Below are 20,987 nucleotides of genomic sequence, written 5' to 3' on the forward strand. Positions count from 1 at the left end.
TAATGAACCTGGCCCCCGGTGGAGAGAGGCTTCGCGTGGTCTCTTGTGGGCCGCCGTCGGGCTTGTTAGCATCCGCACCCGAACAGACCTTTGTCGCTCGGAACAAAGCTTTGCTCTTAACAGCAAGCCCGGCCTTTCCGGTCGGGCCATTTTGTGTCCCTCAATGGCGAAGGAATTCAAATGAGCACGCTCGATTCCACCGCGGGAGTCCCGATGTCCGGGCCGCGCCGCACCCCAACCGATGGATGGACAAAGAGCATGGTCTTGACGACCTTGCTGCTTGCCCTCACTCTGGAAGCGGTCGCCATTGGCGCGATCATGATCTCGGTCGCCCTGCCGAGCATTCTCCAGGAGTTCCCTACCGACCAGGGCGGCTGGCTGCCTTCGGCCTACTATCTGGCCGGTGCCGTTGCCGCACCGCTGCTCGGAAAGTGCGCCGATCTCTATGGCAAGAAGCGCGTGCTCCTGATCACGATGGCCATCTCGGGCCTCGGCACGGTCATCTGTGTGCTGGCTCCGACGTTCGGCGTTCTCATCCTGGGCCGCGTGTTCCAAGGCGTGATCCTCGCGACGCTGTCGCTGACCTACTCGCTCATCCGCGACATCTTTCCGCCCAAGCCTGCAGCTTTCGCAGCCAGCCTGACGGTCACCGGCATGGGATTCTTCAGTATCCTCACTCCGATCCTCATCGGCTGGCTCATCGCCCAGTTCGGCTGGCGGGGCATGTTCATGTTCGACGTCGTCTGGACGTTCGGCATGCTGCTGCTCGTGGCGCTCTTTGTTCCTGAATCCCAGCTGCGCAAGAACGCGCGCCCCGACGTTATCGGAGCCTTTCTCCTCGCCTTTGGCGTCGCCGGCATGCTCATCTACGTGAGCGTCGGCCGCAGCTACGGCTGGGGATCCTCACTGGCGCTGTCCTTCCTCATCGGGGGTGCGGTCCTGTTCGCCGCTGCGCTTTTCCGCTCACGCCGCGTCGAGGAACCGATCATCAACGTCAGCCTGTTCGCACGTCGGGCAGTCATCTTCGCCGCTGTCCTCGGTGGTGTTGGTTATGCCATGTCGGCCACGATCGGCCAGCTCATCCCGTTGCTCGCGCTCACCCAGCGCGACGACGGCGTCACCTATGGCCTTGGCATCACAACCGTCCAGTACGCACAGATCGAAACCCCCAAGGCGCTCATGGCCGCCCTTGCCGGCCTCGTTCTCGGATGGCTCGTTGCCCGTGGTCGATCGCCCCGCATGTTCATGGTGCTCGGCATCATGCTGTGGGGGTGTGCCGCGATTCTGCTGGCCACGATCAACGACACTCAGGGCCTGCTCACGATCGGTGCCCTCGTTGCCGGCCTGGCCGGCGGTATGGTCAACGCGTCGCTGCCCAACGTCGTCATCCAGGCGTCGCCTGCGGGCGACCAAGCCTCTGTCGCCGGCACCGTGCAACTGGTGCAGACAGGCCTGGGCGCCATCGCCCCGGTCGTCATGTTCACGCTGATGGCGCCGTACATCGGGCAAACCCCGGCGGGCGGCATCGTCTACGGCGAACAGGGATTCCACACCTGGCTGTACGGATCCGCGGGACTCATCGTGATCCTCCTCGTGCTTGCGGGCACCGTGTTGCGTCCGCGCCCCGGTGAGGTGCAGACGCTCGAACAGTAGGCGGCGACAGCGGCAGCGGTGAAGGCTGAATCCGACCAGCGGCTCGTCGGAGACCGCGACTAGGGGACTAGGGCAAGTCGACCCGGCGGTGCGCAAAGTCCAAAACGCAGGTGCCGCGGGCGGCTTCCACCCGAGCCCAGCCTCCGATCGGAAGCGTGAACATCGGGCTGGTGTGTCCAAAGTCGAGGTTCGCCACCACGGGTTTGCCGGCCAGCACCGGGAACTTCGCGATGAGTGCCTCCAGCTGCTCGCGGGTGATCTCCGAAGCCTGCTGAAACCTGCCGATGGCCAGAGCAGCGATCTGCTCGGCGCCGGGCTGCTGCAGCAGGCTGGCCAGCTGGCGTGCGAACTCGTGCACGTCCGCACTGGAGTCTTCCTCCGCGAAGACCACGGAGCCGGCCAGCTCGGGCATCAGCCCGGTGCCGGCCAGCAGGTTGAACGTGCACAGGTTGCCGCCGATCACCACCCCGGCGGCCTCACCCTCCCGGAGCACCCAGGGACCGTCCGCGTCCCGCACCGTCCGTGCGTCCTGGTCCATGAACCACAGGTCGTCGGTATACGTTTCCGAGGGCTCGATGCTCCAGCGCTCGCCGCCGGTGGCCGCGCTGAACCATGAACCCGTGGGCTCGAAATGGTCGCGCATTCCGAAAGAGGACCAGTGCGGGCCAACATAGGTCAACAGTCCGGTCTTGGCGTGGACGGCGTTCGCCAGCACCGTGAAGTCGGAGTAACCGCAGAATACCTTCGGATTCGCCGCGATCAGTTCCCAGTCCAGATAGGGCAACAGCTCGTTGGCGTTGAAGCCGCCGATCACGCTGAGGATGCCGTTCACCTGGGGATCGGCAAAGGCAGCGTGCAGGTCAGCGGCGCGCGATGCGATGGGAGCACTGAGGAAATCGTCGTGCGCCTCGATGTGGGCGCCGAACTCCAGGGCAAAGCCCAACTGCTCCATCCGCTGATTGATCCACGCGGTGTTGTCGTACTCCATCACGAAGGTTCGTGAGCAGCTCGGGGCAATTGCCCGCAGCGTGTCCCCGGCCTTCAGTCGGGCGGGAACGATGGTCTGCCGGGCCGAGGATTCTGTCATGCCCCCAACCTAGCGCCCTTGTACGGCAGACCGTGGAAGCGGGACCGCGCTGGAACGGTGGACCCGTCCCGGCGCGGCACCCTAGGCTGAGCGCCATGACAGCCTTGATCTCCCACACGTCCTTCGACAGCCTCGATGCCTTCGCCCAGTCAGAGTTCTGGGCCGAAGTGCTCGGTTTCCGCGAGGACCCTGAGGACCCGAACGCGCCCGACGACGACGAGTGCATGATCTCCTCCCCGGACGGCACCAAGCGGCTGCTGTTTATTAACGTTCCGGACGCCAAGCAGGTCAAAAACCGTGTGCACCTGGACCTGCAGCCGGCCGAGGGCACCAGGGACCAGGAACTTCAGCGGCTGCTGCGGCTGGGGGCGCGCGAAGTGGACGACAGGCGCCTCCCGGACGGGACGGGCTGGGTGGTGCTCGCCGATCCTGAGGGCAACGAATTCTGCATCCTGCGCAGTGCTGCCGAGCGTCAGGCCTCAGCAGCAGAGGGTTAGGACGTTGATCGCGCCCCAGGCTCCGGCCGGCCGGGACCGTTTCACCGGTTGCTGGCCCGCGGCGCCCCGATGCCGGGATCGATCTGGAACGGCCCGGACGCGGAGGGCCGCACGTCGAAGTCGAAGATCGCCGTCGGAAGATAGACCGTGGAGCAGGAGTTCGGTATGTCCACCACCCCGGAGAGCCGGCCCTCGATCGGTGCGGCGCCGAGCAGCAGGTAGGCCTGCTCCGGGCTGTAGCCGAACTTCGTGAGGTAGTCGATGGCGTGCAGGCACGCCCGCTGATAGGACAGGTGCGAGTCAAGGTAGCGCTGCTCGCCGTCGAGCGTCACGGAGGTGCCGGAGAACGCAATCCACTCGCTGAACTGCGGATCCGTGGTTCCGGGCATGAAGACCGCGTTTTCCTGCACCCCGTAGGTGTCCATGCCGCCCTTGATGATGTCCATCCGCAGGTCGATGAAGCCGCCCATCTCGATGGCGCCGCAAAAGGTGATTTCGCCGTCGCCCTGGGAAAAGTGCAGGTCGCCGACGGAGAGGTTCGCGCCGTCCACAAACACCGGATAGAAAATCCGGCTGCCCTTGGAGAGGTTTTTGATGTCCTGGTTGCCGCCGTTTTCCCGCGGGGGAGCGGTGCGGGCGGCTTCGGCGCCGACCCGTCCCCACTCGTCGGGCGGCAGGCCGCCGAGCACTGCGTGTTCCGCCTCGGGCGGCAGCGCCAGCGGGGGCACCCGGTGTGGGTCGGTGGCGATCAGGTCGCCCTCGCGCTTGTTCCACTTCGCGAGCAGAGCGGCCGACGGCGCGGTCCCCATCAGGCCTGGATGGATCAGCCCGGTGAAGGAGACACCCGGTACGTGCCGGGAGGTGGCTCTCTGGCCCGTGAAGTCCCAGATGGCCTTGTATGCGTCGGGGAACTGCTCGGTCAGGAAACCGCCGCCGTTCTCGCGCGCAAAGATTCCGGTGTAGCCCCAGCCCTGGCCCGCCAGCGGGCCGGTGTCCTCCTGTGGAATGGGCCCGACGTCGAGGATGTCCACCACCAGCAGGTCGCCGGGCCGGGCGCCCTCCACCGCGAACGGGCCGCTGAGCTTATGCACGGTCAGCAGCGGAGCGTTGAGGATGTCCTCGGCCGAGTCGTCGTTGACGATGGCGCCGTCGAACCATTCCCTGCAGTCCACCCGGAAGGACTCACCGGGCTTGAGCACCGCCACCGGCGGAATCTCCGGATGCCACCGGTTGTGGCCCAGCTGTTCCTGGTCTTCGAACTTCTTCGACGAATCAAGGGGAAAGACGACCTTGGGCATGGCAACTCCTTAGCTGGGGGCGGATTCTGGCGGGTTAGTCGGGGCGGGGCAGCTTCCGGTGGAGCGGGTTGGTGGTGATATTGCCGCGGCGGCCGCCGGGGCGCGGTCCTGCTGGACGGGGCCCGTCGGCGGGGGAACGGACGACGGCGGGCTCTGCCGCCGAGCGCTGCGTGCTCTCGATCAGCCGGTAGGCGCTGGAAGAGGCGCGGGAAAGATGAGGTGCCGTGAACCGCCGCGGCGCTGGTGCTCCGCAGACGGGGCAGGGGAGGGAGCCGGGTGCTTCGCCCATGGCCAGGGAGGCCTCGAAGTCTGAACCGGCTGGGTGGTCGGAGCAGTCCGGGCAGCGGTACGCGTAGAGCGGCATGGCGTTCCCTTTCGGCAGCGGCGGGAGAGCGCGAATCGGAATCTGCGGTGCTGCTCCGGCTTGCCGTCAGCCTAGGGAGGGGTTTGTTGCGAGTCAACGGTGGGCTTCAGGATGACAGGAAGGGCGATAAGTCACAGTGCCGCGGTCGCCATAAGCCGCTGCAGAAGTTCATCACCTTGCCGGTGCGGTTATTTCGACATCCAGAGGGCATGCCTTTCGGGAAGTCCAAATTGTCGAAGATTGGTGACTGAAAGCACATCAAGAATGCCCTGGGGTAAAGTCAGCTGCATTGTCGAGTGGAATCTCCGTCGTGATATTTGCCGGCCGGCACGCGGGGTTGCAGCGCCGGCGGGATTGGGGGGATCCGGGCTGGAAGCATGGGCTGCTGCGCTGCATGACGGTTCGGTGTGGAGTGCGGCCGGTGCCAAGAAACAGATAAAAGCCACGAATTATATCATGCTAATAGAGGCAGAAAGCAGGGTGCACATCCCATTGTCGTGATAGCAGCCGTTTATGTCTTTTGGGCTAAGGTTGGACGTTATGAATTCTGACCCTTTACGTCCCAGCCAAGCGGCAGGCAGCACCGACGGGGCAACCGTTTCCGGCTCTCCGGAGAGCAGACACCCCGGGCGCCCCGTTGAACGTGTGAAAAAAGCGCTGCGCACTGCTGCTTCCGCCCCAGCGCTCAGCCTCCATCCCGGGCTGGTCCCGGGCATCAGCGTTGAGGACACCGGGGTCAACTATCCGACCCGGCGGGGCGTGTTCATTTTTGCCATGGCCATCTCTCTCGCCGTTCTGGCGTGGGCGATTTTTGCGCCCAGCAACCTCAGTTCCGTGGGCACCGGCATACAGGGCTGGGTGGTTGTGCATTTCGGCTGGCTGTTTAACGCCACCATGGTTGCCGCCGCGATCTTCATGCTGGTGGTAGGCTTCGGGCCGACCGGCAAGATCCGGCTGGGGGCCGACGACAGCACGCCGGAGTACTCCACCACGTCCTGGGTCTCCATGCTGTTCGCAGCTGGTCTGGGCATCGCGCTGATCTTCTACGGGCCGATGGAACCGCTCAGCCATTTCCTTTCCCCGCCGCCCTCGACCGATGCCGAGGCTGGCAGCTCCGCCGCCATCCTGCCGGCCATGTCGACCACCTTCCTGCACCAGGCCAGTCTCGCCTGGATCATCTACGCCCTGGTGGGCGGCGCCCTGGCCTACGCCTCTTTCCGGCGCGGCCGGCTGCCGCTGATTTCGTCGCTGTTCGAACCGGTCTTCCCCGACGGCAACAACCGGGTGCTGGGAAAGATCATTGACGTTTCCGCCGTGCTGGTGACACTTTTCGGCACCGCGACCTCGCTGGGCATCGGCGCGCTCCAGATCCGCACCGGAGTCTCGATCATCACGGGCCAGGAGCTGGGCAACGGCTTCGTCGTCGTCGCCATCAGCCTCCTGACGGTTGTCTTCACCATCTCCGCCGTCGCCGGCATCAAGAAGGGCATCCGGCTGCTCTCCAACCTCAACATGACCCTGGTCATTCTGCTGACGCTCTTTGTCCTTCTGACCGGGCCGACGTTCTTCCTGCTCGATCTGCTGCCGGCCTCGCTCATCGCGTTTGTCGGCAACATGCCGGACATGCTGACCGTCTTCGCCGGCCAGGGTGCCGAGCAGGAGGACTTCCTGACCGGCTGGACCACCCTGTATTGGGCCTGGTGGATCTCCTGGTCGCCGTTTGTGGGAATGTTCATCGCCAAGATCTCCAAGGGCCGCACCCTGCGCCAGTTCGTCACCGTCGTCGTCTTCGTTCCCTCGGCAATCTCCATCGCCTGGTACACGGTCTTCGGCGGCACCGCCATCTGGATGAACCAGAACGGGGTGGACCTGACCGTGAAGGACAACGGCGAGAACGTCATGTTCGATCTGCTGGCCAACCTGCCGCTCAGCTCCCTGACGCCCATCGTGTGCATGCTCGCGATTATGGTCTTCTTCGTCACCGCCGCGGACTCGGCCGCCAACGTCATGGGCTCGATGTCCCAGTCGGGCCGGCCCGTGCCCTCGAAATCGGTGACCATCATCTGGTCGGTGGCACTCGGGCTGATCGCCATGTTCCTGCTGCTGGCGGGGGGCCACAACGCCCTCTCGGGACTCCAGGCCATCATGGTGACCTGTGCCCTGCCGTTCACCATCATCCTCGTCGGCGTGATGGTGTCCTGGGCCAAGGACCTGCGCAACGACCCACTGATGATCCGCCGCCGGTACGCGATGGAGGCCATCAGCGGCGGCGTGCGCCGCGGCATCGACGAGCACGGTGACGACTTCGTGTTCGGCACCTCGCACGTGCCGGAGGCCGAAGGCGCCGGCGCCGACTTTGAGAGCGACGACCCCGCCCTCACCGACTGGTACACGGACAACGTCCAGGACCCGGACGTCGTGGAGGGTCCGGAGGAGGAGCATTCGGACAAGGCGAAGGTCGGCGCCGTCGACTAGCGCTCTTTCCTAACTGAAAGCGGAAGCGGGAACCCTCGGGTTCCCGCTTTCGCTGTTTAAGCAGCCGTGCGCCGGTCAGGGAATACCTCTCCTGCGTCTGAAATACTCGCCGGATGGGTGCATGGGGACACGGAATTTTTGCCAACGATACTGCTGCTGACATTCGCGGGGAATACCGCGAACTTCTTGAGGACCAGGTTCCGGATGCGGAAGCGACCCGTCGTGTCATCGAGTCGTTTGCCTACCTCCGGGAGGACAGTCCGGCGGAGCTGTGGATAGCGCTGGCCGCGGCGCAGTACCAGGTGGGCCGGCCGGACGACGCGGTGAAGGCTTCAGCGCTTGCTGCGATCGACCAACGAGCCGGGCTCGAGGAGTGGGTGGAGGCGGGACCTGCCGACCTCGCCCTACGCGTCGCGGCGCTCCAGGAACTGCGTGATCAGCTCACCGGCCCGCAACCCGCGCGGAAAACGCTCCGCCGGCCGTGACAGGACGCCCCGGGGTACCCGTCGGTGGCTGCCACTACTAACCTGTAGCGGTGGAAAGGAGCCACGATGCAGAGGACCTATCCCGAGGGCGTGCCGAGTTGGATCGACACCGAGCAGCCCGACGTCGACGCAGCCGCTGACTTCTACGGCGAACTCTTCGGCTGGGAATTCGAGGACGCCATGCCGCCGGATGCGCAGGGCCGTTACCTGATAGCCAAGCTCGATGGCGCGGATGTCGGCGGGCTGGCCGGCAGCGATGAACCTGCCGCCGTGTGGAACACCTATGTTGCCGTCGACGACGCCGATGCCGCAGCGGGGCGGCTGGAGTCCGCGGGCGCCACGGTGAGATCCGGGCCGGCCGATGCGGGGGAGGGCGGCCGTGCCGCCGCGCTGGCGGATCCGGAGGGCGCCGAGTTCCGCCTCTGGCAGGCCCGACGCCGGTTGGGGGCCCAAGCGGTGAACGTGCCCGGGGCGTGGAATTTCAGCGATCTGCATACTGCCGACATCGGTGCGGCCAGTGGGTTTTACCGGGAAGCGTTCGACTGGCAGGCCGACGACCTCGGTTACGGATGGCTGATCCGCCGGTCCGGCTACGGCGACCATCTTGAGGCGACGGTCGATCCCGGCATCCGGGCGCGGCAAGCGGAGATCTTTGTCCCTCCCGGATTTGAGGACGCGATCGCCTGGTACGTGGATGCCGCCCCCAACGACCAGCCGCACTGGCATGTCACCTTCGCCGTGGCGGACCGCGACCAGACGGCTGCTCTCGCGGAGCGGATCGGCGCCAGCGTCCTGCGCCAGAGCGATGAGCAGTGGTCACGGACCGCATTGATCCGCGACCCGCAGGGTGCGGAGTTCACGGCCAGCCAGTTCACGCCGTCGGGCTGAGCCGGCCCCCCATGGCGGAGCCACTGCAGCGCGCGGATTACCCGTTGAGCGACCAAACGGCACACCGCGGCAAATGAGAAAGGACATGCCTTCAGGAGCCTTTTGTTCGCAATCGACCACAAATGCACACGATAAAGTGCGCCACTTTTTGTCAGGGTGTTCTAACTGGAGACCGGATAACAAAATGTTGGCACCAGGTCTCTTCGTCAGCTGATCGCAGGTCGCGGTTTCGGGCGCATATGTTCACCGGAGGGCAGGTCGCCTGCAAGTGGAGAAGCTCAGAGGCTGATCGAAAGCCGTTACTTACAAAGCACCAGTTTGGATTTCGTCCTCCGGATCGATCGCCAGCGCCGCCGGCAACGGCAACCCATATTTGTCGCACAGGAATCTGGTCTGGCAATACCGTTGGGCGTCGGAAGCCACGTTGCCGAGGATCGCAGAATTCATACCAGCGCCGATGAGGACGCCTACGAGCGGGACAACTTTGGCGACGTTCTGAACTGGCACTCTGGCACCGGCCGGCCCCAGCTGCTGTATTAACTTCTCGAGGGCGGCCAAAAGACGGTGGTCCTGGCGGAGTTTCTGCGACCATTTGACGCGTCCCTTGACCGCGTCTGCAGCCCGTGCAGCATGACGCAGCGGCTCGGCTTTAGCCGCCTGCGCCATGAAGGATCGGTTTACCAGGCGCTGAATGAAGATCTGCTCAGCAGGGTCCTTCGCGTCGTAGCCGTAGGAGTACGCGATGCGCGATGCGATCGACGAGCTCAGAACCTGGATGACGAGGATGTCCGCCGTCATCGCCACGGGTATCCCGGCGACTGGGACCATAGCGAGCAGGCCCATGATGCCGCCCTCGAACGCGCCAGCGGTTCGCCACCTAAGGGCGTTCAAGGTCAGCAGTCGATCGCAAACCTTGAGGTCTTGCTGTTGCAGTTCGCTGAATATCCCGATGTTGAGGCCCCGCTTGCGAGCGAGCTTCTCGACGCTCTTCGGGTCGTTAAGCTCAAGGGCCCAGTCGTTCACCAGTTCCAGAAGCGCTGTAGCCCCTTCAACCGCCGGTCGCACGGACTTGATGGCGACGGCTTCGCCTGCGCGACGGATAGGGTTCATGACTGCCTCTGGCACGGCGTCCGAAACTCGGTTCGCGGCGTTGCCCGCTATCTCACCGCTGCGGTTGAGAGCGGTGCTCGCCCAGTTTGGCAGGCCGCGGCGGTTGTTGCGACGCTGCCAGTGCTTGTTGAGTGCCTCCCACACCTGTCCCTCGTACGTGCTCATCAGGGCTGGCCCGTCGAGAAGCGGGGCGGTGTAAATGCTCATTCAAGCTCCGTTTTCACTTTTTGGCTGGTGAACCATGACGCTACCAGCCCGTCTACTGGATAACGCCAAGGCTGTTAGCAGGGTGTTCTAGTGCCGACGCCTACGACGTGGGAAGGACCGTGTTTCCCATTCTGCAAACATGGCTAGGGGGTGGCAGCCGGCAGACTCAGTCCCGTTTGCTCCTCACACCGCATCTTCGCAGTGAGATAGGTCGTCAGGTCCTCCTGGGTTTTGCCTTTGGCGAGGGAAATCTTCGTTGTCAATAATTCAATTTCTGTAACGTTGCGCATTACTGCCGCTTGGAGAGCCTCCTGGGTTATAGGTCCTTCCGCGTCGTAGCTAAGGAATGCCTCTTCGGCAGCGAGGTAAGCGTTCTGGCAGGGTGCGGGCATCGCCTGAACGGTTTCGGTAACTGTGCGCGTCACAATCTCAGGTTCAGGCGTGCCACCGTAGCCGATTGCCGCGCCTGCCACCAACGCAACAAGTGCGACGGCTCCGAATTTAGCGGCAGCTGTCCTTTTACCGGATTTGCGCGGAACCTCCGGCTGAGTCATCGTCAATTCCTGCGGGGGCGCTGGAGGGGAGTTGTCCGTGTAATTCAATGAAGCTTCCTTGCGGTCAAGTCGGAACGGGCTGAGAAGGCTGCTGCCCGTTTGTTGCTTAATCATTATCCGCTGAGAGTTTGCCAACTTAATTCGGTATGTTTCCGTGAGAGGCGCCCTGACCGAGGCATTTCACCGCAGCTTTGCGATCAACCGGATGGGTGAACCGTCCGACATCGCCAAGGCGGTGGTCTTTCAGGCCTCCGATTACGCCGGCTGGATTACCTGCACCGATCTCCTGGTCGACGGCGGGACCCACCTGCGGGGGATGCCGGACTATGCCGGCCATCTCCGCGGCGGGACGGGCTAATTCCGGGCGGGACGTTGACGGCTGGCCGTGGCGAGACCACAATCGCACTGTCCAATCGGACGGGTTCCTGACGATAAAGGGAGATCGCCGATCATGGCCGTGAAGAAAATCGAGCACCCTACCGTGGAGGAACGGGTTGCAAAGGGCAGGGGAAGCCGGGAAAAGACGCCCCGCTCCAGCCACGCCGGTTGGAAGCCCGCCCCCGACCGGCCCGATCCGGTCGCGCTCCTGGAGGAACAGAACCTCACCCGGGATCAGGATCTCGTGCCGGTGCGGCACGGCCGGATGCTGGCCTCCCCGTTCACGTTCTACCGGGGCGCGGCAAAGATTATGGCCGCAGACCTGAAGGACACGCCGCGGGCGGGGCTGCGCGTCCAGTTGTGCGGAGACGCCCACCTGTCCAACTTCGGACTGTTTGCCTCGCCGGAGCGAAACCTGCTGTTCGGCCTGAACGATTTCGACGAAACCCTTCCGGGGCCGTTCGAGTATGACGTCAAGCGGATGTCGGCAAGCTTCACGATCGCGGCCCGGAACAACGAGTTCACCGAAAAGGAAACGCGGGAGGCGACTCTCACGGCGGTTAGGGCCTACCGCGAAGCGATGACCGAATTCTCGCAGATGCGCACCCTGGACATCTGGTACGCCCGGCTGTCCGAGGAGTTGCTGGAAACTCTGCAGACGGGCATGTCCTCCCAGAAGGGCAAGGACTCGAAGGAATCCCGGAGCATTGAAAAGGCGGTGCGGAAGGCTGCCGCTAAGGCCCGCACCCGGGACAGCCTGCAGGCACTCTCCAAGCTCGCCGAGCGGGTGGACGGGAAATACCGGATCGTCAGCCAGCCGCCTATCGTCATTCCCCTCCGGGATCTGGAAGACGCGTACGGCATGTCCGGTGATGAGGTTCAGCAAGCGCTTCGTGAGCAGTTCCGGTCCTACCGGGCCACATTGCAGGCTGATCGGCGTGACCTGCTCGAGCGCTTCGAAGTCATCGACGCCGCCCGCAAGGTCGTGGGTGTCGGCAGCGTCGGAACCCGGGCGTTCATCGTGTTGCTCCAGGGCCGCGATCAACAAGATCCCCTGTTCCTCCAGATCAAGGAGGCCAGGAGGTCAGTGCTCGAGGATCACTTGCCCAAGAGCAGGTGCAGGCAGCCAGGCGAGCGCGTTGTGCAGGGGCAGCGGATGATGCAGGCGGCAAGCGACATCTTCCTGGGGTGGACCAAGGGCGTGCAGGACAACCGGTTCCTGTACTGGCGTCAGCTGCGGGACATGAAGGGGTCCCCCGTTGTGGAAGCGATGCGTCCGGCCGGCCTGACGTTTTATGCCCAGGCCTGCGGCTGGACCCTGGCGCGGGCGCACGCCCGATCGGGCGACCCGGTTGCGATTGCCGCCTACCTCGGCAAGAGCGACAAGTTCGACCTTTCAATCACCGATTTCTCCGAGCGCTATGCCGATCAGAACGACCGGGACTACCAGGATTTCGCCGCTGCCGTCGGATCGGGCCGCTTGGAAGCAACCGAGGGCGTTTAGCGCGCGGACTCGGCCGTCGTAACACTTCCCAAGTGCGGGTATTATGATCCCACCTCAGGACCAAGCAAGCGCTTCGCTGGGGGATTCAGACCAGTCGTTGACAGCATGACGGCTAAAAACCGATGTATCCGAGCAACGAAAGTGAATTGATGACAACGACGTCAGGGCTGCCTCAGGCATCCTCCATTTCCCGCGTGCCAGCTCCCTCCACGGCGGGAGCAACCGATGCCCCGGCAACAAAGTCGGCGGGCCACGTGATTGTCGATTCGCTGGCCGCCCATGGGGTGGAGCGGACCTATGTGGTGCCCGGCGAGAGCTTCCTGGACGTGCTGGACGGCCTGGCCGACTCGCCGATTGAAACCATCGTGTGCCGGCACGAGGGCGGGGCCGCCTACATGGCAGAGGCCGCCGGCAAGATGCAGCAGCTGCCGGGGATCGCCATGGTCACCCGTGGACCGGGCGCCGCCAATGCCCACGTTGGCCTGCACACGGCCTGGCAGGACTCCACACCGATGGTGCTCTTTGTCGGACTGATTCCGTTTGAGCACCGGGACCGCGAGGCGTTCCAGGAGTTCGACATCAAGGCCTGGTTCGATACCGGAGCCAAGCGCGTGATGGTGCTGGACCACCCCGAGCGGGCGTCCGAAATTGTGGCCGAAGCGATCTTCGCCGCGATGAGCGGCCGGCCGGGCCCCGTCGTCGTCGGCCTTCCCGAGGACATCATCCGGCAGGAAATCAGCGCCGTCCTGCATCCGCCGATTCCCGTCGCCCCCGGCGGCATGACCGTGACGGACTGGAAGGCGCTGAAGGCAGCGCTGAAGGACGCGGAGAAGCCGCTGTTCGTGACCGGCGGCAATGACTGGACGCAGGAAGGGGCGGATGCCCTGACCCGGTGGCTGGAGGAACACCACCTGCCCGCCGCCGCGGAGTGGCGCTGCGAGGGCACCGTGCCCTTCGACTCGCCCTCCTACGTCGGGCCAATCGGCTACGGCCGGCCGAAGCCCACCTACGACCTGCTCGAGGAGACCGATCTGCTGGTCTTTGTCGGCACCGTGCCCGGCGACGTGCTTACCGACGGCTTTGTGGTCCGGCAGGACTGGGCGAAGAAGAACTTCCTGGTCTCGATCGATCCCTCGCTGCGCGGCCGGTCCGGCCCCGTCTCCTATCAGATCGTCGCCAAGCCGGACGTCTTTATCCGTGACCTGGTGCTGATGGACCTGCCGGTCAAGGAGGAGTGGAAGGCCTGGACCGCCCGCATGCGCGGCGAACAGGAGGCCTTCGCCGCCCTGCCGCCGGCCGCCCCCGGCACCGGACAGGCGCGGATGGACACGCTGATGGCGCACCTGGTGCCCACCCTGCCAGACGACGCCGTGGTCACTCTGGGCGCGGGCGAGCACACCAACTGGGCCCACCGGTACTTCCCGACCAAGCGGTACGCCTCCATGCTCAGCGCCCGCAACGGGTCAATGGGCTACTCCGTGCCGTCGGCGGTCGCGGCCTCCCTGACCTATCCGGGCCGGCGCGTGGTGACGATTGCCGGCGACGGCGAGTTCCTGATGAACGGCCAGGAGCTGGCCACCGCCGCCCAGTACGGGGCCACCCCGCTGGTGATCGTGATGGACAACCAGGAATACGGCACCATCCGCACCCACCAGGAACGCCACTATCCGGACCGGGTCTCCGGCACCCAGCTGAAAAACCCCGAGTTCGCACTGATGGCCCAGGCCTTTGGCGGCTTCGGCATCAAGGTGGAGCGCGACGCGGACGTGCCCGCCGCTGTTGAAGCTGCGCTCCGGGCCATCGATGAGGACAAGACCTTCGCGCTCATCCACCTTGTTGTGGAGCAGCGGGTTCGGGCCTACTGAGGAAGGGGACCGCGGACTCTATTCAAAACGGCAGGTAATCGTTCCCAGCTTTCCGTAGTCGGCGAAGATGGTGTCTCCCTGATATACCCAGAGCGGGCGGGTGAAGGAGCCGGCGAGAACGATCTCGCCGGCCTTGAGGCCGTCTCCGTGGGCGGCCAGTTTATTGGCGAGCCAATACACGCCAGCGGCGGGGTGGTTCAGGACTCCGGCGGCGACGCCGGTCTCCTCCACAGTCTGGTTCCGGTAGAGGATCGCTGAAATCCAGCGCAGGTCCACATCCTGGGGCCGGACGGGGTTTCCACCGACGACCATGGCACCCATCGCGGCATTGTCACTGATGGTGTCCACAATGGTGCGGCCTTCCATCTCAATCCTCGAGTCCAGGATCTCCAGGGCAGGAACAACGTACTCGGTGGCCCTCAGTACGTCGAAGATCGTGGCGCCCGGACCTGTGATGTCCTCGTTCAACATAAACGCGAGCTCGACCTCCACACGCGGGTGGGTGTACTGGTCCCACCGAATGATGCTGCCGTTCTCCAGGACCATGTCCTCAAAGATGATCCCGTAATCCGGTTCGGTAATTCCGGTGGCAGCCTGCATTGCCTTGGACGTCAGACCAATTTTGTGGCCGGCCAGGCGCCGCCCGCTGGCCTCGGATCGCTGGCGCCAGAGGTTCTGGACACGGTAGGAGTCCTCGATGGTCATCTCCGGGTGCCGGGCGGTGAGCCGCTTTACCGGGACGCGCGTCCGACCTGCCACAACCAGTTCGTCGGCAATTGATTCAATCTCACGTTCATTCATGGGGTCCTGGCTCCTTGGCATGAATCTGCCGGCATGTGACACGGGCCGATTTATGCACTCGTTGGGTTTGCTGACTTGAGGTGATCCATGTCACCATGCTTACACACTCGTACGATATACGAAATCGTTGTACGCAATGCGTACAACGATTAAGCAGAGAATGGAGGGCCATGAGCACGCTGACCGCCCCGCGTCCTCGTCCAGTCATCCGACCCGCAGCGGCGGTCGGCATGATCATCAAGACCATCAGCCTCCTCGTCTTCACGTGGCTGTTCGTCTGGCCGTTGGGGATGCTGGTGTACGGGGCGTTCAATTCTTCGCCCTTGTCCGGGAATCAAACCTGGACGCTCGCGGGCTTCCAAAGGGTCCTGACCGACCCGGACACCTTTGGCTCCCTCGGGGCAACGATGGTCTATTCGATAGTCATCACGGTCTTGTCGATGGCGGTGGCCATCTTTTTCGCCACTGTCACCACGCGCATGGACGTGCCGTTCCGTCGCCTGATTACGCCCGTCATGGTCATTCTGGTAGCCATGCCGACGGTGCTGTACTCGCTGAGCTGGGCAATGCTGGGAGCCGGGCCGGCCGGAATGATCAACAAATTCCTGGATGCGATAAGTCTGGACTCCCTTGCCGCGGCCTTCACCACCCGAAGCTGGTTTGGCCTGGTGCTGGTGACCGTCCTTAAAGCCAGCGCGTTGGCCTACATGATCATCCTGGGTGCCTTCCGGAACCAGAACTCAGCACTGGAAGAAGCGGCGCGGATCAGCGGGGCCGGCAGGATGCGGTCTTTCATCGGAATCGAGCTCCCCGCACTGCTCCCTGCGCTCGGCGCGGCCAGCCTGTTTATCTTCGTCAAGGGTCTCGAGGCTTTTGAGACGCCAGCTGTGCTGGGGCAGCCCGCGGGCATAGAGGTTTATGCCACGCACATTTACGACTACCTGCGAGGCGGCTACGAGGCGGACTATTCCGCTGCCTCGGCCTCCTCTCTCGTGATCGTCCTGATCCTGGCGGTCCTGGTCCTCGCGCAGCTGAAGCTGACCGGCGGCGGCAGAACCTACACCTCCGTCGGAGGGCGGTCAAAAGGGGCTGCCCTTCGGAAACCGGGAAGGTGGACGGTACTTGTTGTCGCGATGACGCTGTTCTACTTCTTCATTGCGCTCGTCCTTCCGATCATTCAGGTCGTGCTCAGTGCCTTTCAGCCCTACCTCGGTTCTCAGGAGCTGACGACGCAGAACTTTGAGAGGCTCCTCGAGACTCCCAACGTGATGCGCGCGTTGCGGACCACAATCATCGTTTCCACCGTCGGCGGCCTCCTGACCGTGGTGCTGGCATTGGTGGTGAGCTTCGCGTTTGTTCGCATGCGGGGAAGGCTCGGCCGGTTCATCCAGCTGGCTTCCTGGGTTCCCGCCGCCATGCCCGGTCTCGTTCTCGGCCTCGCGTTCCTTTGGTCCGTCCTGATGACGCCGGGAACCCGGCCGCTCTATGGAACCGTCTGGATCCTCGTCATCGGACTTGCAGTGGCAACCGTTCCCTTGGCCACCCGAACCCTGGAAGGTGCACTGGCCCAGATCAGTGTCGACATGGAGGAGGCGTCACGCATCGCCGGTGACAGTTTTCTCCGCGCCGTGACAACCGTCACCGTTCGCCTCATGGGACCCAGCCTCATTTCCGCCTGGTTCCTCGTGGCCATCACCATGTCCGGCATCTTGGACGTGCCCATCCTGCTGGGCAGCGCCAGCACCGAAATGATCTCCACCATCAGCTTCGGCTTCTACAACAGCGGCGAGACCGTCCTCGCCTCAGCCCTCTACGTCATCTTCACCTGCGCCATGGCCGGACTGGCAGGGATCGCCTTCCTCGCATGGTTCATTGTCCGCACGCTCGTCAGCCGCTCAGTCACCCGGCCGCGAGCGGAAGAACTAGGAGTCACCTCATGACCAGCATCAGCATCAAAAACCTGCACAAATCGTTCGGCGCCAAGACTGTCTTGGACCACGTTAGTCTCGAGGTCCATGACGGCGAGTTTGTGTGCCTCCTGGGTCCATCCGGCTGCGGCAAGAGCACACTCCTCCGAGCGATAGCCGGATTGGAAAGCCCTGAGGGCGGTACCGTCTACCTCGGCGACGACGCCGTGTTCGACGGCGAGAACGGCATCAACAAGGCCCCCGAACAGCGCAAGCTCGGCATGGTGTTCCAGAGCTTTGCCCTCTGGCCGCATAAAACCGTCTTTGAGAACGTCGCGTATCCGCTGAAGCGCTCGAAAACGCCGAAGGCTGAAGTCCTCGAGCGGGTCCGTGAAACGCTCGTCATGGTGGACCTCTGGGAACATCGCGACTCCTACCCCGGAACCCTGTCCGGCGGCCAGCAGCAGCGCGTTGCCTTGGCAAGGGCCGTCGTGCCTCGGCCGCGGCTCCTGCTCCTGGACGAACCGCTGTCCAGCCTCGACACGAACCTGCGTGCCCAGATGCGCCGGGAAATCCGCCGAATTCAGCAGCACCTCGGTGCGACCGCCGTCTACGTCACCCACGACAAGGAAGACGCCGGGGGCCTCGCCGACCGGGTCCTGGTGCTGCAGGACGGAAAGATTGTTCAGCAGGGAGCCCCCCGCGATGTCTTCGTGGCTCCAAAAACGGCCTTCGTCGCCGAGTTTGTCGGCTTTGACAACTTCTTTGAAGCGACAGTTGTCGGCCCGGACGGCGACGGTACGGCGGTGGAAATCGGAAACGGCAACCGCATGCACGCTGTCGGCCTCTCGGCCCCCGTACCCGGAAGCAAAGTCACGGTGGCTATCCGTTCACGGCTCGTACGGGTATCTCCCCACGACGGAACAGGCACACCTAACGCCTTCGTGGGAACAGTCATCTCCAAAGCGCATCTGGGGGACGACGTCGAGATTGTCGTCAGCGACGGCGTCGCTGAAATCGTTGCCCGGGTTCGGCCCGGGTACGCCCGCGACATAGAGGTCGGCCAGCAAGCCGCGGCCCAGCCGCCGGAGGGGACCTGCGTCATCGTCGACGGCGTGCGCAAGGGCGCCACGAGCACACCTACTTCCATCGCCGTCCCTGCGCACGCCTAAGAAAGGCCAAGAATATGAAGCATCCGAAGAAGCTCGTTACCTTCGCGGCAGCCGCAATGATGCTGCTCACTGCGTGCGGCGGTGATGCTGCGGCCCCCGAAGCCGTGACTGCAACTACCGTCGCGGAGCTCTATGAGGCAGCTAAATCAGAGGGGCAGGTTACCATCTATGGTCCCACGGAGGATCTTTATGGTGCCGTGTATGCGGACTTCAAGAAGGAATATCCCGGTATTGAGCTCGTCACCTCGGACATCTTCGGCCAGGAGCTCGACTCCCGGTTGGAGGGCGAGCAGGTGGCCGGCGGATTCGAAGCCGACCTGGTCCATATTGGTGTCTCTGATGTCGAACGCTATAACGACAAGGGCTATCTGGCCGCCTACAAACCCATGGAAGCAGACGCACTGGACGCGGCCTTTGTCGGTCCTGACGACAGGTGGAGCGTCCCCTCTCAGCACCTGTACGCCACCGCGTACAACACTGACGTCCTCTCGGCAGAAGAGATGCCCGCAACCTGGGATGAGCTCGGAGGTTCCGCGTTGTCCGGGCAGATTGCCACTTCGAATCCCAAGCAGAGCGGTGTCGTTCCGCAGATGATTTCCGCCGCGATGTCTGCAGGAACCATCGATGAAGATTGGATCGACGGCTTCAAAACCGACGCCAGCCCGAAAATCTACCCGTCAGTGGCCAACGCGCTCCAGGCAACGGTCACCGGGGAAACCGCGGTTTCGTTCGTGGCCGGCTATGGCAGCTACATGCGCCAAGTCGCACAAGGTGCTCCCCTGGAATTCGTTGCCATGGAGGACGGCGCTTTCTTTTCGGACGTAGCCTACGGGGTCCTTGACGGCGCACCGCATCCGAATGCCTCCCGCCTTCTCGTGAGCTGGATGTTCAGCGAGGCCGGTCAGGCGTCGGTCGCCGAGCACGTCTTCGAGTTTGGGACCATGCCCAACGCACCGAAACCCGAGGGTGCCGAGGAACTTGGCGACCCGGTACGCCTCTCGTATCCCGGCGGCGAAAAGTACCGCTCCGCCCTTGAGCTGCTGAACACCAAGTTCTAAACGGCCTGTCCGGGGACGCCTCCAGCCTTCCTCCCCTTATCTAGGAGATTCACCAGTGAACACCGAAGTACTTATCGTCGGAGCCGGTCCCTGCGGCATCACGATCGCCAACCTTCTCGGCGTCTACGGCATTCAAACCACAGTGATCGACAAGGCCGAAGCCGTGGTCGACTATCCCCGCGGCGTCGGCGTCGATGACGAGTCGCTCCGGGTCTTCCAGGCCTGCGGGCTGGGGACGGAAGTGCATTCTGACATGATCCAGAACCAGTCCCTGATCTGGTTCGATTCCAACCTCACCAAGCTGGCCGAGATCGCACCCTCGGGGCAGCCGTTCGGCTGGCCGCGGCGGAACTCCTTCCTGCAGCCAATGCTGGAAAGGAAACTCAGAACGGGCCTTGACCGCTTCGGGCACGTTGAACTCCTGCTCGAACGGGAACTGGTCAACCTTGAGCAGACCCAGGATCAGGTTCTGGCCACGATTCGCACCAAGGACGGCATGGAGGAGACCATCAGCGCCCGGTATGTGGTCGGCGCCGACGGCGGACGAAGCCTGGTCAGGAAGTTGATCGGTGCAACCTTGGAGGGTAAGACGCTCGGCGCACGTTGGCTGGTTGTCGACATCCGCAACTCGACCTATCACGCCCCGTTCTCCGGCAACTACATCAGCAGTGACCGCCCCTTCGTGTCGATCGACCTGCCGTACGGCTACCGAAGGTTCGAATTCAGGCTCAACGACAACGAAACGGACGAGCAGATGGTCCGACCGGAAGAGGTGGAGAAACTCATCCGGGCCCACTTCAACTGGACCGGTCCGATGCCGGGCCTTGAACGCGCCCGCGTCTACTCGCACCATTCCAGGGTGGCGAACCGATTCCAGGTTGGACGCGCCTTCCTCGCCGGCGATGCGGCCCACCTGCAGCCGCCATGGTTCGGGCAGGGCATGAACTCCGGCATCCGCGACGCAGCAAATTTGGGTTGGAAACTCGCAGCCGTCGTGCGCCACGGCATCTCCGCGGAGGTCTTGGAGACCTACGGCCAGGAGCGGCGCGGCCACGCCCGCGCCCTGGTCGAACTGGCAACAACATTGGGAAAGGTTTACGGGCCCAAAACGAAACTGGGCGAAAAAGCGCGGAGCTATGGCCTGCGTGCGATGCAGCGCATCCCGGCGTCGCGCGATTACCTCCTCCAAATGAAATTCAAGCCCATGCCGTTCTATGCGGAGGGCGTTGTGCTGGACCCGTCCGCGAAGGATCCCGTAGGCAGGATGTTCATCCAGCCCGATGTCGAGTCGGCCGACGGGGCGCGGGCGAAACTGGACGAGGCTGCCGGAGACTGGTTCGCAGTCATCGGCATCAACATCGATCCTCTCGATCACCTCGACGATGAGCACGCCGACTACTGGCGGAAGATCGGGGCCAGGTTCCTTCGGGTGAACCGCTCACGGGCCGGCCAGCATCTGCTGCAGACCGGTACGGAGACAGTGCTGCTCGATGACCTGCAGGGCGGTTTTCGAGATTGGGGCCGCGGGCGCGAAAACTGGGAAATTCTGGTGCTCCGGCCGGACCGCTATCTCGCAGCAACATGTTCGCGGGCGGATGCCAACGACATGACTGAACGTTTCAGCGCTGTATTGCCGCTGAAAGCCAAAACGCCCCAAACCACCAACCGCTAAAGAGGAGTCCAC

Annotated in this window: 18 protein-coding genes; 12 read left to right on the forward strand and 6 right to left on the reverse strand. The window is 63.8% G+C overall.

Annotated features, from left to right (window positions below; genetic code table 11):
• Window positions 1–180 precede the first annotated feature (180 nt).
• Window positions 181–1,653 carry an MFS transporter gene (locus tag QNN99_RS02110; RefSeq protein ID WP_229964759.1) on the forward strand — a complete coding sequence of 491 codons (1,473 nt, stop codon included), beginning with the start codon at window positions 181–183 and terminating at the stop codon, window positions 1,651–1,653.
• A 67-nt stretch (window positions 1,654–1,720) separates the two neighbouring features.
• Here the strand turns inward: QNN99_RS02110 and QNN99_RS02115 are convergent, their stop codons facing one another.
• Window positions 1,721–2,740 (reverse strand): S66 peptidase family protein, encoded by a 1,020-nt coding sequence (locus QNN99_RS02115; protein WP_229964760.1) that lies wholly within the window; start codon window positions 2,738–2,740, stop codon window positions 1,721–1,723.
• 95 nt (window positions 2,741–2,835) lie between these two features.
• On the opposite strand from QNN99_RS02115, the gene QNN99_RS02120 reads away from it, so the two are divergent.
• Window positions 2,836–3,237, forward strand: coding sequence for a VOC family protein (locus QNN99_RS02120; RefSeq protein ID WP_229964761.1), 402 nt, complete (start codon window positions 2,836–2,838; stop codon window positions 3,235–3,237).
• 41 nt (window positions 3,238–3,278) lie between these two features.
• On the opposite strand, the gene fmdA is transcribed toward QNN99_RS02120, so the two are convergent.
• On the reverse strand, window positions 3,279–4,535 hold the full coding sequence (fmdA, locus tag QNN99_RS02125) for a formamidase (protein WP_229964762.1): 1,257 nt from the start codon (window positions 4,533–4,535) through the stop codon (window positions 3,279–3,281).
• Between the two features lie 34 nt (window positions 4,536–4,569).
• Window positions 4,570–4,899 (reverse strand): FmdB family zinc ribbon protein, encoded by a 330-nt coding sequence (locus QNN99_RS02130; protein ID WP_229964763.1) that lies wholly within the window; start codon window positions 4,897–4,899, stop codon window positions 4,570–4,572.
• Between the two features lie 645 nt (window positions 4,900–5,544).
• On the opposite strand from QNN99_RS02130, the gene QNN99_RS02135 reads away from it, so the two are divergent.
• The 3 genes from QNN99_RS02135 (at window position 5,545) to QNN99_RS02145 (ending at window position 8,747) form a co-directional block, all read left to right on the forward strand.
• Entirely contained in the window at window positions 5,545–7,374 is a 1,830-nt protein-coding gene (locus tag QNN99_RS02135) for a BCCT family transporter (RefSeq protein WP_229964764.1), read from the forward strand.
• A gap of 113 nt (window positions 7,375–7,487) precedes the next feature.
• Entirely contained in the window at window positions 7,488–7,859 is a 372-nt protein-coding gene (locus QNN99_RS02140; protein WP_229964765.1) for a DUF4259 domain-containing protein, read from the forward strand.
• 66 nt (window positions 7,860–7,925) lie between these two features.
• Entirely contained in the window at window positions 7,926–8,747 is an 822-nt protein-coding gene (locus QNN99_RS02145) for a VOC family protein (protein WP_229964766.1), read from the forward strand.
• A gap of 303 nt (window positions 8,748–9,050) precedes the next feature.
• Here QNN99_RS02145 and QNN99_RS02150 read toward each other — a convergent pair whose 3' ends face one another.
• Both QNN99_RS02150 and QNN99_RS02155 read right to left on the reverse strand, forming a co-directional pair.
• A complete protein-coding gene (locus QNN99_RS02150; RefSeq protein WP_229964767.1) occupies window positions 9,051–10,064 on the reverse strand; it encodes an EcsC family protein in 1,014 nt (337 codons plus the stop codon).
• A gap of 143 nt (window positions 10,065–10,207) precedes the next feature.
• Window positions 10,208–10,732 carry a hypothetical protein gene (locus tag QNN99_RS02155; protein WP_229964768.1) on the reverse strand — a complete coding sequence of 175 codons (525 nt, stop codon included), beginning with the start codon at window positions 10,730–10,732 and terminating at the stop codon, window positions 10,208–10,210.
• Window positions 10,733–10,772: 40 nt separating this feature from the next.
• Here QNN99_RS02155 and QNN99_RS02160 point away from each other — a divergent pair, with 40 nt between their 5' ends.
• From QNN99_RS02160 to QNN99_RS02170, 3 genes are all read left to right on the forward strand, one after another.
• Window positions 10,773–10,976, forward strand: coding sequence for an SDR family oxidoreductase (locus QNN99_RS02160; RefSeq protein ID WP_229964769.1), 204 nt, complete (start codon window positions 10,773–10,775; stop codon window positions 10,974–10,976).
• A 93-nt stretch (window positions 10,977–11,069) separates the two neighbouring features.
• Entirely contained in the window at window positions 11,070–12,500 is a 1,431-nt protein-coding gene (locus tag QNN99_RS02165; protein ID WP_229964770.1) for a DUF2252 domain-containing protein, read from the forward strand.
• Between the two features lie 149 nt (window positions 12,501–12,649).
• Window positions 12,650–14,365 (forward strand): thiamine pyrophosphate-dependent enzyme, encoded by a 1,716-nt coding sequence (locus QNN99_RS02170; RefSeq protein WP_229964771.1) that lies wholly within the window; start codon window positions 12,650–12,652, stop codon window positions 14,363–14,365.
• 18 nt (window positions 14,366–14,383) lie between these two features.
• Here QNN99_RS02170 and hpaH read toward each other — a convergent pair whose 3' ends face one another.
• Window positions 14,384–15,166: a 2-oxo-hept-4-ene-1,7-dioate hydratase gene (gene hpaH / locus QNN99_RS02175; RefSeq protein WP_229964772.1), complete on the reverse strand. Its 783-nt coding sequence runs from the start codon at window positions 15,164–15,166 to the stop codon at window positions 14,384–14,386.
• A 170-nt stretch (window positions 15,167–15,336) separates the two neighbouring features.
• Between hpaH and QNN99_RS02180 the strand changes: the two genes are divergently transcribed.
• The 4 genes from QNN99_RS02180 to QNN99_RS02195 are packed head-to-tail and all read left to right on the forward strand — an operon-like array spanning window position 15,337 to window position 20,975.
• On the forward strand, window positions 15,337–17,106 hold the full coding sequence (locus QNN99_RS02180) for an ABC transporter permease (protein ID WP_229964773.1): 1,770 nt from the start codon (window positions 15,337–15,339) through the stop codon (window positions 17,104–17,106).
• On the forward strand, window positions 17,103–18,245 hold the full coding sequence (locus QNN99_RS02185; protein WP_229964774.1) for an ABC transporter ATP-binding protein: 1,143 nt from the start codon (window positions 17,103–17,105) through the stop codon (window positions 18,243–18,245). Before QNN99_RS02180 ends, QNN99_RS02185 begins: the two co-directional genes overlap by 4 nt.
• Window positions 18,246–18,259: 14 nt before the next feature.
• Entirely contained in the window at window positions 18,260–19,303 is a 1,044-nt protein-coding gene (locus tag QNN99_RS02190) for an ABC transporter substrate-binding protein (RefSeq protein WP_229964775.1), read from the forward strand.
• 55 nt (window positions 19,304–19,358) lie between these two features.
• Entirely contained in the window at window positions 19,359–20,975 is a 1,617-nt protein-coding gene (locus QNN99_RS02195) for a bifunctional 3-(3-hydroxy-phenyl)propionate/3-hydroxycinnamic acid hydroxylase (RefSeq protein ID WP_229964776.1), read from the forward strand.
• The last annotated feature ends 12 nt before the right edge of the window (window positions 20,976–20,987 follow it).

The sequence above is a fragment of the Arthrobacter sp. zg.Y820 genome, assembly GCF_030125555.1.
In the GTDB taxonomy this organism is placed as follows: Bacteria; Actinomycetota; Actinomycetes; order Actinomycetales; family Micrococcaceae; genus Arthrobacter_B.

Excerpts from the sequence above, each read along its gene's own strand:
- QNN99_RS02130 (WP_229964763.1), bottom strand. The coding sequence starts at position 4,899 with ATGCCGCTCTACGCGTACCGCTGCCCGGACTGCTCCGACCACCCAGCC.
- QNN99_RS02120 (WP_229964761.1), top strand. The coding sequence starts at position 2,836 with ATGACAGCCTTGATCTCCCACACGTCCTTCGACAGCCTCGATGCCTTC.
- QNN99_RS02165 (WP_229964770.1), top strand. The coding sequence starts at position 11,070 with ATGGCCGTGAAGAAAATCGAGCACCCTACCGTGGAGGAACGGGTTGCA.
- QNN99_RS02140 (WP_229964765.1), top strand. The coding sequence starts at position 7,488 with ATGGGTGCATGGGGACACGGAATTTTTGCCAACGATACTGCTGCTGAC.
- QNN99_RS02145 (WP_229964766.1), top strand. The coding sequence starts at position 7,926 with ATGCAGAGGACCTATCCCGAGGGCGTGCCGAGTTGGATCGACACCGAG.
- QNN99_RS02185 (WP_229964774.1), top strand. The coding sequence starts at position 17,103 with ATGACCAGCATCAGCATCAAAAACCTGCACAAATCGTTCGGCGCCAAG.
- QNN99_RS02155 (WP_229964768.1), bottom strand. The coding sequence starts at position 10,732 with ATGATTAAGCAACAAACGGGCAGCAGCCTTCTCAGCCCGTTCCGACTT.
- QNN99_RS02150 (WP_229964767.1), bottom strand. The coding sequence starts at position 10,064 with ATGAGCATTTACACCGCCCCGCTTCTCGACGGGCCAGCCCTGATGAGC.
- QNN99_RS02115 (WP_229964760.1), bottom strand. The coding sequence starts at position 2,740 with ATGACAGAATCCTCGGCCCGGCAGACCATCGTTCCCGCCCGACTGAAG.
- QNN99_RS02180 (WP_229964773.1), top strand. The coding sequence starts at position 15,337 with ATGAGCACGCTGACCGCCCCGCGTCCTCGTCCAGTCATCCGACCCGCA.
- fmdA (WP_229964762.1), bottom strand. The coding sequence starts at position 4,535 with ATGCCCAAGGTCGTCTTTCCCCTTGATTCGTCGAAGAAGTTCGAAGAC.
- QNN99_RS02190 (WP_229964775.1), top strand. The coding sequence starts at position 18,260 with ATGAAGCATCCGAAGAAGCTCGTTACCTTCGCGGCAGCCGCAATGATG.
- QNN99_RS02170 (WP_229964771.1), top strand. The coding sequence starts at position 12,650 with ATGACAACGACGTCAGGGCTGCCTCAGGCATCCTCCATTTCCCGCGTG.
- hpaH (WP_229964772.1), bottom strand. The coding sequence starts at position 15,166 with ATGAATGAACGTGAGATTGAATCAATTGCCGACGAACTGGTTGTGGCA.
- QNN99_RS02110 (WP_229964759.1), top strand. The coding sequence starts at position 181 with ATGAGCACGCTCGATTCCACCGCGGGAGTCCCGATGTCCGGGCCGCGC.